Genomic DNA, 25,889 nt, shown 5'->3' on the forward strand with positions numbered 1-25,889 from the left:
CGGCAGGCGGGAACGCGGAAATGGCAGGCACGGACATGGGGACGAACGACAAGCGCACGGCACTGCTGCGCCTCCTGCGGGACGCCCAGGCCGCCGGCCCCAAGGCGCCCGAGGCGCCCGAGGGGATCGCCGTCATCGGGCTGGCCGGCCGCTACCCGCGGTCCGCCACCCCCGACGAACTGTGGACCCGCGTACGGGACGGCGAGAACTGCGTCACCGAGTTCACTCCCGGGCACGGCCGCGGAGAGCCCGGGACACAGGCGCGCGGGACGTCCGACAGCGACGGGGGCCCGGCGGCGCGTCGTTGGTGGGCCGGGCTCATCGACGACGCCGACGCCTTCGACCCGCTGTTCTTCGGTATCGCGCCCGTCGACGCCGAGAACATGGACCCCCAGGAGCGCGTCTTCCTGGAGACCGTCTGGGCCACGCTGGAGGACGCCGGATACCCGCCCCGGCGACTCGCCCGCGAAAACAACCCCGTGGGCGTCTTCGTCGGCGTGATGAACAGCGACTACGAGTGGATGGGCGGCCATGCCAACGCTCTCGGCGCGACCAACAGCGCCCGCTCCAGCCACTGGTCGATCGCCAACCGGGTCTCCTACGTCCTGGACCTGACCGGCCCCAGCCTCACCGTCAACACGGCGTGCGCCGCGTCCCTCACCGCCATCCATCTGGCCTGCGAGAGCCTGCGCGCCGGCGAGTGCACGACCGCCGTCGCCGGCGGCGTCAACCTGATCCTGCACACCTCGCACCTGCGCACCCTCGCAGACAACGGCATGACCTCCCCCGGAGACGTCCTGCGCAGCTTCGGCAAGGGCGCCGACGGCTTCGTCGACGGCGAGGGAACCGGCGCCGTCCTGCTCAAGCCGCTCGCGCGGGCGGTGGCCGACGGCGACCGCGTCCACGGCGTCATCCGGGCCTCCGCCGTCAACGCGGGCGGCAAGACAGGCGGTTACACCGTGCCCAGCCCGCGCGCCCAGGCCGAGGTGATCCGGGCCTGCCTGCGCCGGGCCGGGATCGACCCGCGCACCATCGGCTTTGTCGAGGCCCACGGCACCGGTACGCCGCTGGGCGACCCGATCGAGATGTCCGGGCTGGCCGAGGCATTCCGCGAACGGATCGACGCCGGGCTGGTGCGAGGCGTGGAGCGCTGCGCGGTGGGCTCGGTCAAGTCGAACATCGGGCACCTCGAATCCGCGGCCGGCATCGCGGGCCTGACGAAGGTGCTCATGCAGTTCCGGCACGGGACCATCGCGCCCTCCCTGCACTCGGCCGAGCTGAACCCGGCCATCGACCTCACCGGCACGCCCTTCCATATCCCCCAGGAGGCGCTGCCCTGGCCCCGGGCGATCGCCGAACACACCGACGGCAGGCGGGAGGAGCTGCCCCGCCGGGCCGGTGTCAGCTCCTTCGGCGGGGGCGGCGCCAACGCGCACCTCATCGTGGAGGAGTACCGAACCGCCGCCGCGCCGCGTGTTGCCACCGGCCGCCCCGAACTCGTCGTCGTGTCCGCGCGCGACGAGGAACGCCTGCGCGCGTCCACCGCCCGGCTGGCGGCGTTCCTGGAGCCCTCCACGGCCGTGCCCTTCCCGTCCGGCACCGTGGCCGCCGTGCCTGTCGAGGCCGAAGCGGACGTTCTGCGCCTCGCCGCCGAGGTCGTCCAGGCCGACGCCGTCGACCTCGACGTTTTGACACCGCTGGGGGAGTACGGCTTCGGTGCCGCCGAACTGGCGCTGCTCGGCAAGAAGATCGACGCTGCCTTCGGCGTACGTCCGAGTGGGGAGACCCTGGTCGGCAGTGCCACCGTACGGGCGCTCGCTCTGCGGTCGGCCGGCCCGACGGCGGACCGGGACGCCGCCCGACCCCTCGCGCTCTCCGACGTCGCGCACACCCTGCAGACCGGGCGTGAGCCGATGGAGGCCCGGCTGGCCTTCGTGGCCACCGACCTGGCCCAGACCCGCGCCGTCCTGCGCGCGTACGCCGCCGACGGCTCGGCAACCGGCGTCAGCACCGGTCGCGCGCCCACCCGTCCCACCGCCGAGGACCGGGACCGCGTGGCCGTCGCCCTGCGGGAAGGGGACCTGGAGGCGGTGGCACGCTGCTGGACGCGCGGCGCCGATGTGGACTGGGGACAGCTGCGGGGCGAGTCGCCGGACGCGGGGGCGGTGCGGCGGGTCGGGCTGCCTGCGTATCCGTTCGCACGCAAGCGGTACTGGCTGCCCGAGCCTCCGGCGCAGGCGGCCGAAACGGGCGCGTTGCCGGCCGCCGGTGCGGCGGGGGAGCCGGCTTCGGGGTCGGCTGTGGGTGCGGCGCAGGGCATGACGGGCGTGGGTTCCGTGTCGGTCGGCCCGGGGGCCGTCTCGGGTACGTCGCCAGTGATTGCCGACGCCGTCGTGGAGCCGGCCGCCGAGCGAACTACCTTGGAAGCGCGGGCTGTTGCCGCTGTCGTGCCGGTCGGCGTGGACGCCCGGCCGGTGTTCGCCGGCCTGGGAGCCGGCCCTGCCCCGGCCGTGTCTTCTGCTACCCCGTCGGCCGTCGCGCGGACCGCGTCCGCCCTTTCGGACAATCTTGCCGCCGCCCCGTCGCCGCAGGCCCCGTCCGCCGTACCGCCGCCGGGCATGGTCTGCCACCGCCCCACCTGGGTATCGGAGCCGGAACCCATGGCCGGGGCCCCGGTCGGCCGACGCCTGCGGGTGGTGGTGCTGAGCACCGCCGACGCGGGCCGTCTCGCCGACGGCCTCGTCCGGCACCATCGGCACGACGACGTCCGCACGGTCGACCTGGACCGCGACGACCTGCCACGGGCCCTGGCCGAGGCCGGCCCGGCGGACCGGGTCTACCACCTCGGAGGTGTCCGAGCGGATGGAAGTGGGGTTGGCAACAGCAGTGGTACGGGGGAGGGGCGGTCCGGCGGGCCCGGTTCGCTCGACGACAGTCTCCGCCGTGGTGTGCTCGCCCTCTTCCAAGTCGCCCGGCAGCTGCCCCGCGCCGAGCGGCCGACCCAGCTGACCGTCGTCACCAACGACGCCGTCGCGGCCTTCGGCGGGCCGGTCGCCAACCCGTTCGCCGCCGGGCTGCACGGGTTGGCCCGGGTGCTGCCGAAGGAGCGGGCCGACATCAGGGCCGTATGCCTGGACTTCGCCCGGCAGGAGACGGCCGACGATCCGTCCGCCTGGGACGCCCTGGCAGTCGCCGTGGCCGCCGAGCCGTGCGACGCGTCCGGCCGTACCGTGCTGCTGCGCGGCGGCGGACGCTACACCCTCGCGCTCCAGCCCGTGGAGCTGCCCGCGCCCGAGCGGCCCTCGTTCCGTGAACGTGGCGTCTACGTGATCGTCGGTGGCAGCGGCGGCATCGGTCGTGAACTCACCGCGCACCTGGCCGAGTCGTACCGGGCCCGCGTCGTGTGGATCGGCCGTGGCGAGCTCACCGCCGAGCAGCGGGAGTGGGCCGAGCGCGCGGAGCGGCTCGGCGGCGAGGTGCTGTACCTGCGTGCCGACTGCGCCGACGTCGCCCAGCTGCGGCAGGCCGCCGCCGAGGTGACGGCCCGCTTCGGCACGGTCCACGGAGTGATCCACTCGGCGATGACCTTCGCCCCCGGCTCCCTGGCCACCCTGAACGAACGGGACTTCCGGGCCGCGCTCGCCGTCAAGGCCGACGGCAGCGTGGCCCTCGACGCGGTCTTCGGCGACGAACCCCTCGACTTCCTCGCGTTCTTCTCCTCGGTGGGCGCCTTCGCCGGTACGACGTCCAACGGCGCCTACAGCTGCGCCGCCGCCCTCCAGGACGCCTACGCCCTCCACCTGGGCCACCGGCGCCCGTACCCCGTCCGGGTCGTCAACTGGGGCTACTGGGGCGGGGTCGGCTCCGGTGCCCGGCCAGGCCTGAAGGAGACCTTCCAGGGCCTGGGTATCGGCGAACTCTCCGTCGCCGAAGGACTCGGAGCCGTGCACCGGGTGCTCGGCAACCGGCTGCCGCAGGTGATACCGGTCAACGCCCGCGACTTCGCCCTCGCCGCCCTCGGTACGCGCGCCGCGGCGCCCGCCGAGCTGGTCGCCGGCGGGGGCGCGCCCTCCTTGCGGGACACCGCCGACGTGCTGCGCCACATCCGCACCGACGGCGCCGCCGAGGTGGACCACGTGCTGACCGGGCACCGGCGCCTCGCCGAACTGTGCCGTCCCGCCATGCTCGGTGTCTTCCGCCGCATGGGGGTGCTCCGTGCCCCGGGCGACAGCCACGACCGGGCCACGCTGCCGGAACGGCTGGGCATCCAGCCGAAGTACCGGCGCCTGCACGAGGCGCTCCTCAACATCCTGCTGCACGCCGGATACGTCGAGTTCGACGACGGTCTTGTACGGCTGCTGCCGGGCGCCCCGCCAGAGGGGCCCGACCCGGACCGGGCGGAGGCGGAACGGGAGGCGGAGTTCGACCGTATCGCCGCCGACCACCCCGGCCTGGCCGCCACGGTGACCCTGACCCGGCTGTTCCTGCGCTCCTACCCGGAGATCCTGCGCGGTGAGACCCGGGCCACGGAGATCATGTTCCCGGGTTCGTCGCTGACGCTGGTCGAGGGCTTCTACAAGGCCAACGCGCTGAGTGACTCATTCAACGAGCTGGTCCGCGACGCGGTGAAGGCCCATCTCAACCGCAGGGTAAGGGAGTTGGCGCCCGGTGAGCGGCTGCGCCTCGTCGAACTCGGTGCGGGCACCGGGGCCACGACCGATCGGGTGCTGCCTGTGCTCGCGCCCTACGCCGACCGGGTCACGTACTACTACACCGACATCTCACCGCGGTTCCTCGAACTCGCCGAAGAACGCCTCGCCCCCACCTACGGCACCCCCGGCTTCGTGGAGTACAAGGTCCTCGATCTCGAACGCTCCATCGAGGAACAGGGATTCATCGCGGGCGGCCACGACCTGGTGCTCGCCACCAACGTCGTCCACGCCACCGGCGACCTGCGCGCCTCGCTCAGCAAGGCCAAGTCCCTGCTGCGCCCGCACGGCTGGCTGGTGCTCAACGAACTCACCGAGGTGTGGGACCACACCACGGTCGTGGGCGGGCTGCTCGACGGCTGGTGGCTGTTCGACGATGAGCAACTCCGCATGCCCGACTCGCCGTTGGCCACCGCGGCGACCTGGCGGCGGCTGCTGGGGGAGGAGGGCTTCGGAGACGCCGTGGTGGCCGGCGGTACCGGCCCCGACGGCCACACGCGCGGCCAGCACGTGATCGTGGGGGAGAGTGACGGCCTGCGCCCCGCCATCCCCCGCCCGGCCTCGGCGCCTGCTGCGGAGCCGGTCCCGGCCACCGCGGAGTCACCGGCCGGCCCCGCCTCCCCGGAGCTGCTCGGCACCCTCACGACCCTCGTCGCACGGGCACTGAAGCTCGACGACGAACTCGACCCCGACCGCGAACTGGCCGCCTACGGCTTCGACTCGCTCACCGGCATGAAGATCGTCTCCGCCATCGTCGAGGAATTCGGCGTGACGGTCTCGCTGGGCGACTTCTACGATCACCCCACGCTCCGCGAACTGGCCCGCCACTACGAGGAACAGGACGTCCTCGGCCTCAAGGCGGAGCCAACTCCGGCGAAAACGGCGGTGGCGGCGGCCGAGGTCCCGCCGGCGACTGGCGGGACCTCGGCCGCGTACGCCGTCCATCCCGTTCCCGCTCCTGCGTACGCCACCCTGCCCACGCCCGCTTCCACCCCCGTGGTGCCGCCTCGCCCTCGCACCCTCCGGCCCGCCCCAGCCGTTCCGCTGCCGCCCGTGGACCATCCGCTCTCCGAGGGGCAGCGCGCCCTCTGGGTCATCGAGCGCACCGCGCCGGGCACCTACTCCTACAACCTGCCACTGGCCTTCCGGCTGGACCCGGACGCCGATGTCGCCGCCCTGCACGAGGCGTTGCAGCACATCGTCGACCGGCACGACAGCCTGCGCTCCACGATCCGTTCCACCGTCGACGGGCCGGTGCGCACCGTCGCCTCCTGGCAGGAACTGCACTTCCAGCAGCGCTACTTGGCCGTCGCCGACGAGGAAGCCGTACGGCAGCGGATCGTCGAGGAGGCCCGCCGCCCCTTTGACCTGGAACACGGTCCGCTCCTGCGGGTGACCCTTTTCACGACGGCCGACGGTGACCAGACACTCCTGCTCCTCTTCCACCACATCGTCTTCGACGGGGTGTCCATCGCCGCGTTCCTGCGCGAACTCACCGCCGGATACCGGTCGGTGCGCGCCGGAGTCGACACCCGCTCGGCGACGTCCGCCGCCACCTTCGCCGAATTCACCGAATGGCAGCGGAAGTTGCTCACCGGAGCGGAGGGTGAACGGCTGCGCACCTACTGGCTGCGCCGGCTGGCCACGCCCGCCGAGCCGCTCGCACTGCCCTACGACCGGCCGCGACCGGATGCCCCCGGCCACCGGGGGGCCGCCGTCGAGGGCCGGATCGACGCTCAACTCGCATGCCGAGTACGGGAGTTCGCCGCCCGGCAGCGCATCTCACCGTTCACAGTGCTGCTCTCCGGGTTCTTCACCCTGCTGCACCGCTACACCGGGCAGAGCGACATCCGCGTCGGCACCCCGGCGGCCGGCCGGCCGACGGCCCGGTTCGACGACACCCTCGGCTACTTCATGAACATGGTCGTCCTCCAGGCCGACGTCGACCCCGACCGCGGCTTCGACGCGCTCGCCGGGCAGCTGCACCGCACGGTCCTGGAAGCCCTGGAACACTCCCACTACCCGCTGCTCACGCTCGCCGAGGAGCTGCGCCGGGCGGGCCGCACGGACACCGCCGAACTGTTCCGCACCGCCTTCTACTTCCAGAACTGGGTGGAACCCGGCGACCAGGACCCCGTACGGGACGTCTTCCCCGGCGTCCACCAGGAGGGCGAGTTCGATCTCACCCTGGAGGTGATCGAGGGCGAGGACGCCTGCGGCCTCACCCTCAAGTACGACCCCGACATCTTCGACGAGGACACCGTACGGCGGCTGTGCGCCCACTATCTCCGGCTCCTGGAAGCCGAGTTGGCGCAGCCCGGGCATGCCCTGGCCCAGCTGCCCCTGCTCACGGACGACGAGCGGCGCGGGCTGGCGGAGAGGTGGCGGCAGGCCCGCCGGGACTACCCGCGCGAACGCACCCTGACCGACCTGATCGATGAACAGGCGGCGCGCACCCCCGACGCCACCGCTGTCACCTGCGCGAACGAGGCGCTCACCTATGGTGAGTTGACGGCGCGTGTCGATCAACTCGCCGCGCACCTGCGGGAACGCGGGGCGGCGCCCGGCAAGGCGGTCGGCGTCCTTGTGGACCGCTCCCCCCAGCTCCTCGTCGCCCTGCTGGCGGTGCTGAAGTCGGGCGCCTGCTACGTGCCGCTCGACCCCACGTATCCCGCGGACCGGCTCCAGTACATGGCCGAGGACGCGCACCTGCACCTGATCGCGACGACCACGACCGCCGAGGCCGCGCTCGCCGACATCCCCGTACCTCGCGTACGCCTCGACCGGCTTGACCTGGGCCGGGGCGCCGTCGGCGGCGGGCTGCCCAGCGCCGCCTCGCCGGAGGACACCGCGTACGTCATCTACACCTCGGGCTCCACCGGACGGCCCAAGGGGGTCGCGGTGCCGCACCGCGCCCTCGTCAACTTCCTCACCTCGATGCGCCACGAGCCCGGCTTCGGCCCCGGCGACACCCTGCTCGCCCTGACCACCGTCTGCTTCGACATCGCCGGCCTGGAGCTGTACCTGCCCCTGATCGCGGGCGGCCGGGTGAACATCGCGCCCGACGGGACCGCCAAGGACGGTATACGGCTGCGGCGGTACCTGGAGGAGAGCGGCGCCACCGTCGTCCAGGCGACCCCGACCACCTGGAAGATGCTGTTCGCCGCGGGCTGGGAGGGCGACCCGGCGCTGACGGTGCTGTGCGGCGGCGAAGCCGTCGACCAGGACACCGCGGACGTCCTCGCCACCCGTACCCGCGCCGCCTGGAACCTCTACGGCCCGACCGAGACGACCATCTGGTCCGCGGTCGGCCGACTGCGGGCCGGAGACCCCGTGACCCTCGGCGGCCCCGTGGCCAACACCCAGCTGCTGGTCCTCGACGCGCGTCGCCGCCTTCTACCGGCCGGCGTACCGGGCGAGCTGTACATCGGCGGCGACGGTCTGGCCGAGGGCTACTTCGGCCGCCCCGAGCTGACCGGCGAACGCTTCGTGCCCAACCCGTACGACACCTCTCTCTCCGCCCGCCTGTACCGCACCGGGGACCTGGTCCGGGCCCTGCCGGACGGCCGCCTCGAATACCTCGGGCGCGAGGACGCCCAGGTGAAGATCCGCGGTCACCGCGTCGAACCCGGCGAGGCCGAGGCCGCGCTGCGGCGGCTGCCCCGGGTCGCGGAGGCCGTCGTGGTGCCGGCGCGGGCGGCGGGCGGTACCGGCCTGATGCTGCGCGGCTTCTACACGCTGACGGACGGCGACCCCGCCGCCGCGCTCGACGCCGGGCCGCTGAGCGACTGGCTGCCCGAATACCTGGTCCCGGACGTCCTGGTACCACTGGTGGCCTTCCCCCAGACCCTCAACGGCAAGATCGACCGCGGCTGCCTCGGCACGACACCCCTGGAAGACCTCCGTACACGATTCGGAACGCCGGACCCGGCGCCCGGGCCGACCACCGCGCCGGACGCGGCCCGGTCGGCCTCCGGTGCCCCCGACGGCAGCGTGGCGGCCTGCCTCACGGAGGAACTGATCCAGCTGGTCGCGGAGGTCGCCGAGGTGGCGCGGGACCGGGTGGCCCGGGACCGTCCGCTGGGTGAACTCGGCCTGAACTCCGTCGGGTTCACGACACTCAGCACCCGCCTGGGCGCGGCCCTGGGCATCGAGATCTACCCAACGGCCTTCTACCGGTACCCCACCCCCAGGGCGATGACCGCCCACCTGACACAGACCCACCCGGAGATCCTCCGGACGCGCTACGGCACGTCGGCCGTGCGGACCGGGGCGAGCGACTCTCCGGGGGACGGGACGTGGGCTGGGGCGGAGGCGTCGGCGGGGCGTGCGGGGTCGTCGTGGGCCGGTCCGGCCGCGACCGGACGGACCGCCCCCCTCACGACCCACCCGGCCGCACTCTCCGCCGGGACGGCAGCCCCCCGCGCCGCTCCAGGTGCCGTTGCCGTGATCGGCATGGCGGGCAGGCTGCCGGGGTCGTCCGATCTGGCGACCTTCTGGGAGCACCTGGCCGCCGGGCGTGATCTGGTCGAGGAGATTCCGGCCGACCGGTGGGACTGGCGCGCCCTCCAGGGCGATCCGCGCGAGGGTGAGTTCTCACGTTCCCGCTGGGGCGGCTTCACCCCGGACGTCGACCGTTTCGACGCGGCCTTCTTCGGGATCTCGCCGCGCGAGGCGGAGTTGATGGACCCGCAGCAGCGGCTGCTGCTCGAAGTGGTGTGGACGGCCCTGGAGGACGCCGGGCTGCGTCCCTCGGAGCTGGCCGGCCGCCGGGTCGGGGTCTTCGTGGGTGTCACCAACTCCGACTACCTGCAAGTACAGCGCGCCGCCGGGCGCGGTACCGACCCGCACACGATCACCGGTGCAGCCCACTCGGTGATCCCCAACCGGGTCTCCTACCTCCTCGACCTGCGCGGTCCGAGCATCGCCGTGGACACCGCCTGCTCCAGCTCCCTCACCGCGATCCAGCAGGCGACCGCCGCGCTGCACGACGGCAGTTGCGAACTGGCGATCGCCGGCGCGGTGAGTCTGATCCTCGACCCGTCGCTGTACGTCGCCCTCAGCAAGAACGAGATGCTCAGCGAGGACGGCCGCTGCCGTGCCTTCGACAGCCGCGCGAGTGGCTACGTGCGCGGCGAGGGCGTCGGCGCGGTCGTCCTGAAGGACCTGGCCGTCGCCGAGCGCGACGGTGACCCCGTGCACGCGGTGATCCGGGGCGTGGCCGTCAACCACAACGGCCGCACCAACTCGCTCACCGCACCCGGCCCCGACGCCCAGGCCGACGTCATCGTCCGCGCCCACCGCGCGGCGGGCACCGATCCGGCCACCGTCGGCTACGTCGAGGCGCACGGCACGGGCACACCGCTGGGCGACCCCATCGAGGTCACCGGCCTCAAGTCGGCGTTCGCCCGGCTGTACGAGGAGGCGGGCCGCCCGCTGCCGGACAGGCCGACGTGCGGGATCGGGTCGGTGAAGAGCAACATCGGCCACCTGGAGGCCACCGCGGGCCTGGCCGGGCTGTTCAAGGTGGTCCTCGCCCTGCAGCACGGGACAGTGCCGGCCAGCCTGCACGTCGTGGAACAGAATCCCTATCTGGACCTGGACGGCAGCCCGTTCAGGGTGGTGACGGAGGCCGCCCCCTGGGAACGCCCGTACGACGACCGGGGTGAGCCGCTGCCGCGCCGGGCGGGTCTGAGCTCCTTCGGGTTCGGCGGGGCCGGTGCCCACCTGGTCCTGGAGGAAGCCCCCTGCCGGGACTTCGTCGACGGCAGGGAAGCGGACGGCAGTAGTCCGGTCCTGCTGGTGCTGTCGGCCCGCACCCGCTCCGCCCTGAACGCCTGCGCCACCCGCCTCGCCGCCCTGCTCCGACAGGACCCCGACACGGCCTCCGAGGCGGAGCCGCCCGGGCTGGCCGACATCGCCTACACCCTCCAGCTGGGCCGCGAGCCCATGGAAGAACGGCTGGCGTTGGTCGCCGAGGACCGGGAGACCGCCGCCCGGTTGCTGCGGGTGTTCGCCGACGGTGACGCGCAGCCGGTGCCCGGCCTCGTCCACGGCCGGATCGGCGGCGGTCGTCCGCAGGACCGGTCCCGGTCCCGGGGCGCGACCTGGCAGCGGTACGTCGAGACGGTCGTCGCCGAGCGGGATCTGGACACCCTGGCCGAACTCTGGACCGGCGGCGAGCAGATCGACTGGCGGCTGCTCCACGAGGGTGCCGAACGGCGCCGGGTGCGGATTCCCACGTACCCCTTCGCACGTGTCAGGCACTGGATCTCCGCGTCCGAGAGCATGAGCGGGAGCGCGACCGGGCAGGGGGCTGCTGCTGCCGGGCCGCACCCGCTGCTCGACGCCAACGTCTCGACCTTCGGCCACCAGGAGTTCGTCAAGCGGCTCACGGGGCGCGAGTTCTACCTGCGCGATCACATCGTCGGCGGCACCCCGGTGCTGCCCGGCGTGGTCCTGGTGGAGATGGCTCGCGCGGCGGGCCGGCTCTCCCGGACGGACGGCGCGCCGCTCAGCCGTATCGAGGAACTGTCGTGGGCGGCCCCCATTGTCGTCACCGGCGAAGCGGGTGTCACCCTGCGCATCCGGCTCGTCCCGCAGCCGGACCGCCCCGACCGGGCCGGCTTCGAGATCCTCACCTCCGGCGACGACAGCCACGTCGAACAGCTGCACGCCCGCGGAGTCCTGGTCGCCGCCCCGCCGACGCCCGGGGAACGGCTGGACCCGGCGGCCGTCCGGGCGCGCTGCCCGCGCGAGGCGTCCGGCGCCGAGTGCTACCGCGACTTCATGGAACTGGGCTTCGGCTACGGGCCCTCCTTCCAGGTGGTGCAGCACATGGCGGTGGGCACCACGGAGGCCATTGCCCTGCTCCGGCTCCCGGCCCACCTGCGCGCCGAGGCCGACGAGTACGGCGTTCACCCCGCGCTCTTCGACGCCGCCCTGCAGACCGCGGGCAGCATCCTCACCGGGCCGGTCACCACCGGACAGCCCGCCTATCTGCCGTACTCGGTGGGCGCCGCCGAACTCGTCGCCGAGCACCTCCCGGAGACGTGCCACGCCTACGCCCGCCGTACGGATGACGGTGCCGCCGCCGGGATCCGGACGTTCGATGTCCTGCTGCTGGCCGAGGACGGGACCACGGTGGCCCGTATCGAACGGTTCACCCTCCGCGCCGTCCCCACCACGGCCACGAGTGCGGAGCCGCTCTGCTTCGAACCGTACTGGCAGCCCGCCGAGTCCCCCGGTTCGCCGCCGCGCGTCACCGGGGGAGACGGCGGACACCTGGTGCTCCTCGACGGCAACGGCGACCGCGACGCGGCGGGACGGGATCTCGCCGCCGCGCTCGCCGAGTCGACCGGTGCCGTGGTGACCCGGGTGGACCTGACCGCCCGGCCCGACCTCGCCCAGCTGGTGGACACAGTGGTGGAGCGCGGCCCGCAACCCGTGCGGATCGTCCATGTCCCCGCCCGGGACGGCGAGTTGGAGCAGCTTCTCGACAGCGGCTTCCACACCGCGCTGGCCTTCTGCCGGGCCTGGATCGCCCGCCGCGCGGGCCGCGCCCGCTATCTGTACGTCCACCCCGAGGGCACGCCGGCCCACGCGGCGATGAGCGGCTTCGCCCGCGCGGTACGCGCCGAACACCCCGGCCTGGCACTGACCGCCCTGGCCCACCCGGCCTCGGCCGACCTGCCTCGGCTGATCGCCGCCGAGCTGGCCGCCGACGACGCCCCCGCCGCCGTACGCACCGAAGGCGACCTTCTGCACCGGTCCGTGCCCGCCTGGCGGTCGCTGACCCTGCCGCCCGCGCCTGTCCCCTCGCCGTTCGCCGCGCCCGGCGCGCACCTGATCACCGGGGGGACGGGCGCTGTCGGTCTGCACCTGGCCGAGCGGCTGGCGGGTGAGGGAGCCGGCATCGTCCTCGTCTCGCGCTCCGAGCCTTCCTCTGAAGTGCGCTCCCGAATTGGGCAGTTGACGGACGGCGGCGCGCGCATCATGCACGTACGCGCCGATGTGACGTCCCGTCAGGACGTGGCCGAGGTAGTGCGTGTGGCCCGGGAGCGGTTCGGCCGGGTGGCCGGCGTGCTCCACGCGGCCGGTGAGCTGCGCGACGGGTTCGTGCTGCGCAAGGACCACGCCGACGCCGAGGCGGTGCTCGCGCCGAAGGTACGGGGCGCCTACCTGCTTGACGAGGCGACACGGGGCGAGCCGTTGGAGTACTTCGTACTCTTCTCCTCGACCGCCGCCGTCCTCGCCAGCGCCGGACAGAGCGACTACGCCTTCGCCAACGCCCACCTCGACCACTTCGCCGAACGGCGTGAACAACTGCGCCGCAAGGGCGAGTCGACCGGCCGTACCCTCTCCGTGAACTGGCCGCTGTGGCGCGACGGCGGCATGGCCATGGACGCCGCGACGCAGGAGGCCATGCGCCGCGAACTGGGCTTCCGCCCGCTCCCCGCCGACCTGGCCCTGACCGCCCTGGAACGCGCCCTCGCGACCGACGCGCCCCGCCTGCTGCTGGCCACCGGCGACGCCACCGTGATCGCCCGCGCCCTGCGGACCGGCGGTGTACCGGACGCCGTGGAACCGGTCCACGGGACCGCCGCCGTCAGCCCGGTGGCCGGTGCCGGTGACGACTTCCGGCCCCGTATGGAGCGCCACCTCGTGGAACTCCTCGCCGCGGAACTGAGGATGCCCGCCGCCGACATCGCCCTGGACGAGCCGTTCGACCGCTACGGCATCGACTCGCTGATGGTGATGGGCCTGACGCGTTCCCTGGAGGAGTCCTTCGGGACCCTGTCCAAGACGCTGTTCTTCGAGTACTTCGACGTGGCCGAACTGGCTGGCCACTTCCTGACCGAACACGCCGACCGGCTCCCGGAGGTCCTGGGTGCCGGCGAGCAGACACCGACCGTAGAGCTTCTACCTCCAAAGGCGCCGCCGATTCCCGTACAGGAAACGGAAGTCGAGCCGCCCAACCGTCAGCCCAACCGTCAGTCCACCCGGAAGGCCGCCCGGCACGACGACGACATCGTGATCGTCGGAGTCAGCGGCCGCTATCCGCAGGCCGACGACCTGCGGGAGTTCTGGCAGAACCTGCGCTCGGGCCGCGACTGTGTCGAGGAGATCCCCAGGAAGCGCTGGGACCACTCCCTCTACTACGACCCGGACCGGAGCAACTCCGGCAAGGCGTACGCCAAGTGGGGCGGTTTCCTGCGGGACGTCGACCGGTTCGACCCCCTGTTCTTCCGCATGTCCCAGCTGGAGGCCGAGCACATCGACCCCCAGGAACGGGTCTTCCTGGAGACCGTCTGGCATCTGCTGGAGGACGCGGGCATGCCCCGCGACCGGATGGCGGGCTCCCGCACCGGTGTGTTCGTCGGCATGATGTACGGCCACTACCAGCTCCACGGCGTCGGGGAGGCGCTGCGCGGCGAGGGGGTGGCGACGTCGTCGTCGTACGCGTCCGTCGCCAACCGGGTGTCGTACTTCTTCGACTTCGACGGGCCGAGCGTCGGCCTGGACACCATGTGCTCCTCGTCGCTCACCGCCATCCACCTGGCCTGCCAGGCCATCCGCAACGGCGACTGCGACACGGCCGTGGCCGGCGGGGTCAACATCTCCAGCCACCCGCTGAAGTACCTCCAGCTAAGCCGCGGCGGATTCCTTTCCACGGACGGACGCTGCCGCAGCTTCGGCGAAGGCGGCGACGGCTATGTGCCGGCCGAGGGCTCCGGCGCGGTGCTGCTCAAGCGCCGCTTCGCCGCCGAGGCCGACGGCGACCGCATCCTCGCCGTGGTGGCGGCCTCCGCCGTCAACCACGGCGGTGCCGGGAAGGGCTTCAGTGTCCCGAACGCCCGCGCCCAGGGCGGACTTGTCGCCGACGCGCTGGCCCGCGCGGGCTGGACACCGGGCGACCTCGACTACATCGAGGCGCACGGTACGGGTACCGGGCTCGGCGATCCGATCGAGGTCACCGGCCTGATCCGCGCCTTCGGTGACCATGATCTGGGTGGCCGGAAGATCCCCATCGGCTCGGTGAAGTCGAACATCGGGCACGCCGAATCGGCGGCCGGTATGGCCGCCGTGACCAAGGTCCTGCTCCAGTTCCGGCACGGCGAACTGGTGCCGTCCCTGCACGCGGACCGGCTCAACCCGAACATCGACTTCGAGGCGGCACCGCTGCGCGTCCAGCGCGAACTCGCCGCGTGGCCCGCGCGTCAGGACGCGGCGGGCCGCCCGCTGCCGAGGACGGCGGCCGTGAGCGCCTTCGGCGCCGGCGGCAGCAACGCCCATGTCCTGCTGGAGGAATACGTGCCGTCGACCGACCGCCCGCAGCCCGAGCACACGCGGGCCGACGCCCGCCCGCCGTACGTTTTCGCCCTCTCGGCCAAGGATCCCGAACGACTGGACGCCCACGCCCGCCGCATGGCGGACTTCCTCGCGGAAGGCGCGCGGCCCGATCCGGCGGCCCTCGCCCACACGCTCCAGTCCGGCCGGCAGGAGATGGCCCACCGGCTGGCCGTGGTCTTCACCGACCGCGCCGAACTGCTCGACAGGCTCCACGCCCACCTGGCGGGCCGGACACCCACCCCCGGCGTATGGACCGGCACCGCCCGCCGCGGCACCCGCCCGCAGCCACCGCGCCGGACGACCCCGGAGGCGCTCGCAGAGGCCTGGGTCACGGGCACCCCCGTGGACTGGAACCAGCTGTACGACGGCCCCCGGCCCGCCCGGGTCGACCTGCCCCTCTACCCGTTCGCCCGGGACCGCTGCTGGTACGGCGGTCAGGCCCTGCCCGACTCCGAACAGCCCGCGACCCACGACGACCGAGGTGACGCACCCGCGACAGCAGCCGAGTCCGGTACCGGCCACCCGTTCGGCACCGCCGCACCCCTCGCGGAACCGGTCACGTCCCAACAACCGCACGTGTACGAGGAGATCGGCCTGACCGCCGCCACCCCGGTCATCGCCGGCCACCAGGTGGACGGAGACCCGCTGCTGCCGGCCCTCGCCTACGTCGACCTTGTCCACCACGCCTTCCGTGAACACGGGTACGCGCTCGACGAGTTGGATCTGCGCGACCTCACCGTCCTCCGCCCGCTGATCGTCACCGCTCAGGCACCCGTCCGTATCGCCCTGGAGGGCCGGCCCACGGCACCGGGACGCTGGACCGTGCGCATCGGGGACAGCGCCACTCCGGACGCGCAGCCCTACGCCACCGCCGAGATCGCGACGACGGGCCGTCCGGCCTTCGCCGACCTGCCCCGTCCAGGCGCCCGGCCGGTGCCGTTCGCCGCGGCCGTGGACCTCGGGCAGGTGTACGACCGGGACGGACACCTCGGCCAGGTCTACAGCGGAGCGATGCGGTGCGGCGGCCAGGTCGAGGCGGGCGAGCAGGAGCTCCTCGCGGAACTCACCCCGCCGCCCGGCGCCGCGTCCAGCGGACACCTGTTCCACCCCGGGCTGCTGCTCGGCGCCGCGGTGGCGGCCGGCCTGCTGCTCCCCGACACCGGGGACGACGCGACCTATCTGCCGATGTACGTGGAGTCCTTCCGGGCGACGGCACCGCTGACCGGCCCCTGCACGGCCCGCGTCCGCCGGTCCTCCCTCACCCTGCGGGACGAACTCGCCCGGCTCACCATCGAGTTCCTCGACGGCGACGGGCGCGTCACGGCCGAGCTGCGCGGACTCTCCAGCAAGCTCATCCGCTCCGGCACGCGGCCCGACCGGACTTCGGGCACATCTGCCCCGGCCGTACCGGGAGGCGCGACGCCGCTGACGGGCACCCAGGACCGGCTGCGCCGTCTCATGGCGGACAGGCTCGACCGCGCTCCGGAGACGCTGGACCCCACCGTCGGCTACTACGACCTGGGCATCGACTCGGTCAGCGTCGTGGATCTCCTCGCCGCGATCGAGGAGGTGGTCGGGCAGAGGCTGACACCCACCCTCCTCTTCGAGTACACGAGCATCCGCGCCCTCGCCGAGTACCTGGACGACAACCACCCCGGGGCATTCGCCGTGGACGGACGGAGAGCGGACGGGCGGGGACAGGACCGGCCGGCGCCCGCGTCGGATGCGCCGCGTACGCCGACCCGGGTGGCCGTTCCGCCGCCCGGTACCCGGCTGCTGGTCAAGGGCTGGGAACCGGCCGAGCCGGGGGTCGGCGGTCCGCTGCCCGGTCCGGTGGCCGTCCTCGCCACCCCGCGGACCCGGGGCCTGGCGAACCGGCTCGCCGACGAGCTGCCCCAGGCCGAGGTTCTGGAGCCGGAGCAGTTGGCCGACGGGCCCGAGGCGGGGCGGTTCCGGGCGTGTGTCGATCTGACCGGATCTGCGACGGGCCGGACGGACACCTACGGCGCGCAGGACGACCCGGGCGCATGGCTGCCCTGGGTGCAGCGGTTCGTCGCCCGGAACCGGGAGCCGGTCGTCCTGCTCGGTGTCACCCGGGGCCTGGAGACCCCGGAGCCGGGGGACACCACGGTCGGCCTCGGCGGGGCGGCACGGGCCGGCCTGTACCGGATGCTGCAGAGCGAGTACGCCCGGGTGCGGTCGCGTCACGTGGACCTCGACCCGAACGGTGACGACGATTCGGCGGTCGCGCAGATCGTCGCCGAACTGGCGGACACCGGCGAGGACCCCGAGGTGAGCCTGCGCGGCGGGCGCCGTTATCGGGCGGTGCTGCGCGAGTCGTCGCCGAGGGCGGAGGCCGACGGTGCGCCGGTGGCCTTCCCTGAGGGGCAGACGCTGTGGATCACCGGCGGTACCGGGGGGCTCGGGCTTGCCTTCGCACGGCACGCGGTGGAGCACTGGGGTGTACGTCGGCTGGTACTCACCGGCCGGACCCGGTTGCCGGAGCGGGCCGAGTGGGAGGCCGGCCTGGACGACGGTCCGCTCGGCCGCAGGCTCCGCGCGCTGCTGGACCTGGAACGGGCCGGTGCGCGGTTGAACGTGCTGTCACTTCCCCTGGACGGCTCCGCCGCGGGCGAGTTGGACCGTGCCGTGCGTGCGGCCGAACGCGACCTGGGGCCGGTGGGCGGGGTCATCCACTGCGCCGGTTTCGCCGACCGCGACCACCTGGCCTTCGTGAGCAAGCCGGCTGACGCGGTCAAAGAGGTGACCGCCCCCAAGATCGCCGGCCTGGACGCCCTGGTGGAGTGCTTCGCCGACCGTCCGCTGCGGTTCTTCGCGCTGTGCTCCTCGGCGGCGGCCGTGGTGCCGAGCGCCGCGGTCGGCCAGAGCGACTACGCCGTGGCCAACGCGTACATGGACTACCTGGCGACGGCGAGGCCGCACGGTCTGCCGCTGCTGAGCGTGCAGTGGCCCGCCTGGAGCGGCGTCGGCATGGGCGAGGGGGAGCAGGGCCCCGGCTATCTGCGCACCGGCCTGGGCAGCGTGACCGAGTCGGAGGGAACAGCCCTGCTGGACCATCTGCTGGCGCACGACGTCGGCCCCGTTGTGCTTCCCACGGTCGTACGGGACCTCGCGAACTGGCGCCCCGAACTGCTGCTGCGACGCCGTATCGACGAGCCGGCCGCACACCCCGCCGAGGCCCGACAGCCGGTCGCCGAGCGCGTCATGGCGACCGGTGGGACAAGCGAGGCCACCGAGGCCGCCGCCTCGTTCGTACTTGGCCTCCTCGCGGAGAACCTGGGCTTCGACACCGCACGGCTCACGGCGGACGTACCGATCGAGGACTACGGAACCGACTCGATCGTCACCGTCCAACTGCTGAACGGCGTCGCGAAACGGCTCGGCACCGACCTGGACCCCTCCGCTTTCATCGAACACCCCACGGTGGAGGCCTTCGTGGCCTGGCTGGCGGGCGAACACCCGACCGAGTTCGAGGCCGCCTTCGCCGCCTCGCCGCCGGCCGAGCCGGGAGCGGACACCGAGGCGGCGGCCGCATCGGCGCCCGACGCCGTAGCCACGCCTGTGCCGGGGACGGTGCCCGGGCCGGGCGGCGTCCCTGTGGTCGCGCCCGTCCGGGGTGCTGTGGCAGCGCCCCGTGGCGTCTCCGCGGCCGTGGCCTCGCCCCTGTCGGCGCCGCCGACGGCCGCCGTGGCCGGATCTGCGCCGGTTGCCGGGGCGGCGACCGCGCCCGGGCCCGCCGGGGGGCCTATGGCTGCGCCTGCGTCTCCCGGCCGCCCCTCCGCGGCCGAGGTCATGCCTGCTCCGGTTGCCCCGACCACCCCCGTGCTCGCCTCCCGTACCGCGCCATCCGAACAGCCCGCCCGTGACCCTTGGGCGAGCGACCAGGCCGCCGGTCGCGACGCCGACCCCGGCGGCATAGCGGTGATCGGGATGTCCTGCCGCTTCCCCGGTGCCCCGGACCTGGAGGCGTACCGGCGGTTCCTCACGGAGGGGCGATCCGCCATCGCACCCGTTCCCGCGCACCGTTGGAGCGGGTCCGAGGGGCTGGTCGCCGGGCTCATCGACCGGGACGGGTTCGACCCGGAGGCCTTTCTGCTCGCCGAGCAGGACGCCGCCGCCATGGACCCGCAGGCACTCGTGCTCCTGGAGGAGACCCTCTTCGCCCTGAGCGACGCCGGTTACCGGCCCGCCGATATCAAGGGCCGGGACGTCGGTGTCTACATCGGCGCCCGCAGCCGGCACCTGCCCGACGAGGAGACGCTCCGTACGACCAGGAACCCCATCCGGGCCGTGGGCCAGAACTACCTTGCCACCAACGTCTCCCACTTCTTCGACCTGCGCGGACCGAGCATGGTCGTCGACACCGCCTGCTCCTCCGCGCTCGTCGCCCTGCACGCCGCCGCCCAGGCGCTGCGCGACGGCGACGCCGAGACGGCCGTGGTGGGCGGTGTGACCCTGCTCGCTGACGACACGGGACACCGGCTCTTCGAACAGCGCGGCCTGCTCAGCCAGGAACCCGCCTTCCACGTCTTCGACCGGCGGGCCGGCGGTGTCGTCCTCGCCGAGGGCGTCGGCGTGGTGCTGCTCAAGCCGCTCGCCCGCGCCCTCGCAGACGGCGACCGGGTGCAGGCGGTGGTCAAGGGCATCGCCGTCAACAACGACGGCCGTACGGCAGGCCCCGCCTCGCCCAACCTCGCCGCGCAGCAGGACGTGATGGCCAAGGCCCTGGCACGCAGCGGAAGGCGCGCCGACGAGGTCACCCACATCGAGACGAACGCGGCCGGCTCGCCGGTGCACGACCTGACCGAGCTGAAGGCGATCCGGGCCGTGTACCGCGCCGCCTCCGAGACGCCGTGCAGTCTCGGCTCGGTCAAGCCCAACATCGGCCATCCCCAGTGCGCCGAGGGCATCGCCGCGCTCATCAAGGTCGTACTGATGCTGCGCGAGCGGCAGTTGGTGCCCTTCCTCTCGGGGCAGGAGCCGCTGGACCACTTCGACCTGGCCGCGACGCCCTTCACCTTCGCCCGCGAACTCACGCCGTGGCCCGACGCGCCGCTCGTCGCCGCGGTGAGCTGCTTTGCCGACGGCGGCACCAACGCCCATGTGATCGTGGAGGGTTGGACCGGCCCGGACACCGGCAGCCGCCCGGCGCTGGACCGCCCGGCCCTCAACCGCCGCACGCTCCCGGCAGCCCAAGCAGCCCAAGCAGCCCAAGCAGCCCAAGCAGACCCGGCGCTGCCCTCGGTCCCGACCTCTTCCCTCGCCCCCGTCGCTGTTCCGGTCGCCGTGGTCGGTATGGCCGGTCGGTATCCGGGAGCGGACGACCTGGGCGCGTTCTGGGAGGGTCTTCGCGAGGGCCGGGACGCGGTGACCGAGGTGCCCGCCGACCGCTGGGACTGGCCGACGGTACCCGCCGGGAGTGACCGGCCGGTCTCCCGGTGGGGTGGCTTCCTGGGCTGCGTGGACCGGTTCGACTCCGAGTTCTTCCGTATCGCGCGGCCGGAGGCGGAGATCACCGATCCGCAGGAACGGCTCTTCCTGGAGACCTGCTGGGCGGCGATCGAGGACGCGGGGTACACCCCCGCCACTCTGGCCGAGCCGCGCGGCCCCGAGAAGCGCCGTGCCGTCGGCGTCTTCGCCGGCGTCATGCACAAGGACTACGCGCTGCTCGGCGCCGAGGCGCCACCGGTGGACGGGAGGCCGCTGCCGATCACCCTCAACCAGGGGCAGATCGCCAACCGGGTCTCCTTCTTCTGCGACTTCCACGGACCGAGCATGTCGGTGGACACCCTCTGCTCCGCCTCGCTCACCGCGGTCCATCTGGCCGTGGAGAGCCTGGCGCGCGGAGAGAGCGAGGTGGCGCTCGTCGGCGGGGTGAACCTGTCGCTGCACCCGGCGAAGTACCAGAGCTACAGCACGGTCAACATGTACGCCGGCGACGGCCGTTGCCGGTCCTTCGGCGAGGGCGGCGACGGATACGTGTCCTCGGAGGGCGTGGGTGCCGTGGTGCTCAAGCCGCTCGACCGGGCGGAGCGCGACGGCGACCACGTCTACGCCGTGATCAGGTCCACCGCGGTGGGGCACGTCGGCAGCGGCGCCGGCCTCACCGTGCCCAGCCCGCTCGCCCAGGCCGCCGTCGTCTCCGAGGCCCTCGACCGGGCCGGGATCGACGCGCGCACGATCGGCTGCGTCGAGGCGCACGGCACGGGCACCGCGCTCGGCGACCCCATCGAATTCCAGGGCCTGGTACGGGCGTTCCGCCGGCACACCGACGAAGACGGGTTCTGCGCCCTCGGGTCGGTGAAGTCCAACATCGGCCACGCCGAGGCGGCGGGCGGTGTGGCCGGGCTGACCAAAGCGGTCCTCCAGCTGCACCACCGTACGCTCGTGCCGTCGCTGCACTCCGAGACCGTCAACCCGATGATCGACCTGGCGCACACACCGTTCCGCCTCCAGCACCGGATGGAGCCCTGGCCCCAGCCGGCGGCGGGAGAACCCCGGCGCAGCAGCCTCAACTCCTTCGGCGCCACCGGGTCCACCGCCCATGTCGTGCTGGAGGAGTACGTCCCCGGCGAGCGGCCGGAGCATCCGGAGCGGCCGGCCGGCGGACCGCAGGTCGTGCCGCTCTCGGCGCGGGACACCGGCCGGCTGCGGGCGCAGGCGGAGCGGTTGCTCGCGTTCCTGGGGGAAGCGGACGGCGGCGGTACGGCGCCGGAGGTGCTGCCCGACCTGGCCGGACTCGCCCACACCCTCCAGACCGGGCGGACCGGGTTCGGCACCCGGGTGGCCTTCGTCGCCGCGGACACCGGTGAACTGCGCCGACAGCTGGCGGAGTACCTGACCGGACCGGCCGCAGCGGACGCCCCGGGCCCGTGGGACGTCGGCGCCGGCCCGGCCGCGCCGGAAACCGTCGAGAGCTGGCTCGCCCAGCGGGCGCTGCCCGAACTCGCCGCCCACTGGACGGCCGGCGGAGAACTCGACTGGCGGTGCCTGTGGACAGGCACCCGGCCACGCAGGGTGTCCCTGCCGAGCTACCCCTTCGCCGGCGCTCGCCACTGGTACCCGACCTCGGACCGCACCCCCGCCCCGCCCGCCCCCGATGTGCCCACAGCCGGGAACGACCGCTCCGACCGCCTCCCGCTGCGCGAGCTGCTGGTCACGAGCCTCGCCGACGCGCTGTGGGTCTCCCCGGACGGCATCCCGCCCGGCGCGGCCTTCGCCGACCTGGGAGTGGACGCGATCACGGGCTCGTCCTTCGCCACCTCGCTCGGAGAGGCGCTGGGCCTCTCCCTGAACGCCACCGTCGTGTACGACTACCCCACGATCGACCTCCTGGCGGAGCACCTCGCCGGACGGGTCGCGCCCTCCGCTCTCCCCCTGTCAGGAGTTCACCGGTGACCGCGCCCGTCGTCTTCATGTTCTCCGGGCAGGGGTCCCAGTACCACCACATGGGCCGAGGCCTCTACGAGACCGAGCCGGTCTTCCGCGACACCCTGCGCCGCCTGGACGCCCTCGTCGCCCCGGCGGCGGGCGGCTCCGTCGTGGAGAGGCTGTACGACCCCGGCCGCACTGCCGCCGAACCCTTCGTGGAGACCGCCGTCACCCACCCGGCGATCGTCATGGTGGAACTGGCGCTCGCCGAGACCCTCATGTCGTACGGCGTGATCCCCGACCTGCTGCTCGGCGTCAGCCTCGGCGAGTACACCGCGTCGGTGCTCGCCGGGGTCATGGAAGCGGGGGAGTGCCTGACCCGGCTCGTGGACATGGCCCGTTCGGCGGGCGACTGCGACCCCGGCGGCATGCTCGCCGTGCTGGCCGGGACCGAGCTCTACGACCGGGAACCGGCGCTCCACCAGGACCTGGACCTCGCCGCCCGCAACTACCGCGCCCACTTCGTGGTGTCCGGGCCGCTGGACGCCCTGGCCCGCGCGGAGACAGTCCTGACGGAACGTCAAGTCCCGTACCAGCGAGTGCCGGTGGCGCACGGGTTCCACTCCCGGCTGATGGACCCGTCCCGGCCCGCCTTCGACGCCCTGTGGCAGGGCGTGGAGCTGCGCCCGCCGAGCATCCCGCTGTTCTCCAGCGCCTCGGCGGGACCGCTCCGGCAGGTCACCTCCGAGCACCTGTGGCGGGTCGCCCGGGCGCCGATCGAGTTCAGCGCGACGGTCGCGGCGCTGGAGGCACGGGGTCCCCATCGGTACGTCGACGCGGGGCCGGCGGGAACCCTGCACAACTTCGTCCGCGCCCATCTCGCCGACGCCGGCACCCCGGGCTCGTCCTCGCAGTCGACGGCGCTGCTCACGCCGTTCGCCCAGGATGCCGCGCGGGTGCTGCGGCGCGTGGTCGATGAGCTGCGGTCGTACGAACGTCCGGCGACGCCCGCGTACAACGGCACGACCGTCGACGACAGCACGAGCAACAACCGTAGGAGCAAGGAGAGCCAGGTGAGCCAGGTGAGGGTGTACGGGTTTCCGGGACAGGGGTCCCAGGCCAAGGGCATGGGGGCCGACCTGTTCGACGCGTTCCCCGAGGAGGTCGCCGAGGCGGACGCGATCCTCGGGTACTCCGTGCGCGAGCTGTGTCTGAGCAACCCCGACGGGCGGCTGCGGCGCACCGAGTTCACGCAGCCCGCGCTGTACGTCGTCGAGGCACTGTCCTACCTGCGGCGCAGGCAGGAGGATCCGACGCCGCCGGACTTCCTGGTCGGCCACAGCCTGGGCGAGTACACGGCGCTGTTCGCCGCGGGCGCCTTCGACTTCGGCACCGGCCTGCGGCTGGTCGGGCGACGTGGTGAGCTGATGGGCCGGGCCACCGGTGGCGGTATGGCCGCCGTCCTGGGCATGGACGTGGACGCGGTCGAACGGCTGCTGGCCGAGGCCGGGTTGGCAGGCCTGGACATCGCCAACCACAACACCCCGGAGCAGGTCGTTCTCGCGGGCCCCACGGCGGACCTCGACCGGGCCCGCCCGGTCTTCGAGGACCGCGGCGCCCGGGTGGTCGCGCTCAACGTGAGCGCGCCCTTCCACTCCCGGTACATGCGCGCGGCGGCCGACGAGTTCCGGCGACTGCTGGACGCGACCGAGTTCCGGCCGCCGTGGATCCCGGTGATCGCCAACCTGGACGCCCGTCCGTATCGCCCGGAACACCTGCGACAGAACCTGACCGAGCAGATCACCGGCCGCGTGCGGTGGGTGGACACCATCCGCACCCTCATGGGCGTGGACCGGGGCGACTTCACCTTCGAGGAACTGGGCCCGGGCAAGGCCCTGACCAAGATGGTCGCGAAAACCCGCGAACTCGCCACCCCCCTCCCGGCACCCACCGCGGCTCCGCAGCCGCCGCTCGTGGAGTCGGAGGAGTTGCCTGCGGCGGACACGGTCGCAGCGGTGTCGGCGGCGCCAACTCCCATGGCGCACCCACTCCTTGACGCAGAGGACCTCGGGGCCCCCTCCTTCCGGGACCGCTACGGGCTGCGGCTGGCCTACCTCGGCGGCGGGATGTACGGCGGGATCTCGTCCCCCCAACTGGTGGTACGGCTGGCCAAGGCCGGCTGCATGGGCTTCTTCGGCACCGGGGGACTGTCGCCCGCCGAGGTCGAGGACGGTCTGCGCGAGATCCGCAACACCCTAGGCCCAGCAGGGGCGTTCGGGGCCAACCTGTTGCACCGCCACGCTCACCCGGAACAGGAACAGGCCCTCGTCGACCTGCTGTTGCGGCTGCGCGTCTCCACGGTCGAGGCGTCCGGCTTCCTGCGCATCACCCCCGCTCTGGTCAAGTACCGCCTCAAGGGCGGCCGGATCATCGCGAAGGTGACCCGTACGGACATGGCGGAGGCGTTCTTGCGCCCCGCCCCCGATGATGTCGTGCGCGCCCTCGCCGGCAGCGGTGAGGTGACCGCGGCCGAGGCGGCCCGCGCCCCCTCGCTGGCCATGGCGGACGACCTGTGCGTCGAGGGCGACGCCGGCTGGTGCACGGCCGGCTCGGGCCCGGCGACGCTGCTGCCCGCCGTACTGCGGCTGCGGGACGAACTGGCCGGGACCTGGCCGCGCGTCCATGTCGGCGTCGCGGGCGGCATCGGCAGCCCGGAGGCCGCGGCCGCCTCGTTCGTGCTCGGCGCCGAGTTCCTGGTCACCGGCTCGGTGAACCAGTGCACGGTCGAGGCCGGGACCAGCCCCGAGGTGAAGGACATGCTCCAGCGCGTCGAGATCCACGACACGGAACCGGCGCCCTGGAGCGAGATGTTCGAGCTCGGCGAACGGGCCCGCGTCGTCAAACGCGGTGTCTTCCTCGCGGCCCGGGCCGACCGCCTCTATCAGCTGTGGCGCCTGCACGACTCGTTCGCCGACATCGGAGCCGAGACGCGCCGCCAGGTCGAGGAGACCTGTCTGAGGCGCCCCTTCGAGGAGGCCTGGCGCGAGGCACTCGCCCGGCACGGTGCCATCCCGGTCGCCGACGGGGACGTACCCGAGAAGCGCCGTATGGCCCTCGCCTTCCGCTCCTACCTGGACCGCGGATTCGACCTGGCCCGCACGGGCAGCCCAGGCCGGAAGGTGGACTACCTCGTGTACTGCGGCCCGGCCATGGGTGCCTTCAACCACTGGGTCCGGGGCACCGGCCTCGAGCCGTGGCAGGCCCGGAACGTGGATGTGGTCGCCGACCGTCTACTGACGGAGGCGGCCCGACTGCTGCGCGAGCGCGGTCAGTTGTTCCGGTCGGCCGCCTGACCGTTTCAGGCGCACTGTCCGGGCTGCCCCCGTGCGACGACTCCCCGGACGCCTGACGGCCGCGCGTGGTGAGCTGCGACCG

Annotated in this window: 2 protein-coding genes; both read left to right on the forward strand. The window is 73.3% G+C overall.

The genetic code is table 11. The features are described 5' to 3' along the window. Positions 1-20: 20 nt before the first annotated feature. Positions 21-22,481 carry a non-ribosomal peptide synthetase gene (locus RB628_RS10590; protein ID WP_318320079.1) on the forward strand — a complete coding sequence of 7,487 codons (22,461 nt, stop codon included), beginning with the start codon at positions 21-23 and terminating at the stop codon, positions 22,479-22,481. After that, positions 22,478-25,807, forward strand: coding sequence for an ACP S-malonyltransferase (fabD, locus tag RB628_RS10595; protein ID WP_318320080.1), 3,330 nt, complete (start codon positions 22,478-22,480; stop codon positions 25,805-25,807). Before RB628_RS10590 ends, fabD begins: the two co-directional genes overlap by 4 nt. Positions 25,808-25,889: the final 82 nt, after the last annotated feature.

The sequence above is a fragment of the Streptomyces sp. ADMS genome (genome assembly GCF_033441795.1).
Lineage (GTDB): Bacteria > Actinomycetota > Actinomycetes > Streptomycetales > Streptomycetaceae > Streptomyces.

Coding starts and splice junctions, on each gene's coding strand:
- RB628_RS10590 (WP_318320079.1), top strand. CDS start 21: ATGGCAGGCACGGACATGGGGACGAACGACAAGCGCACGGCACTGCTG.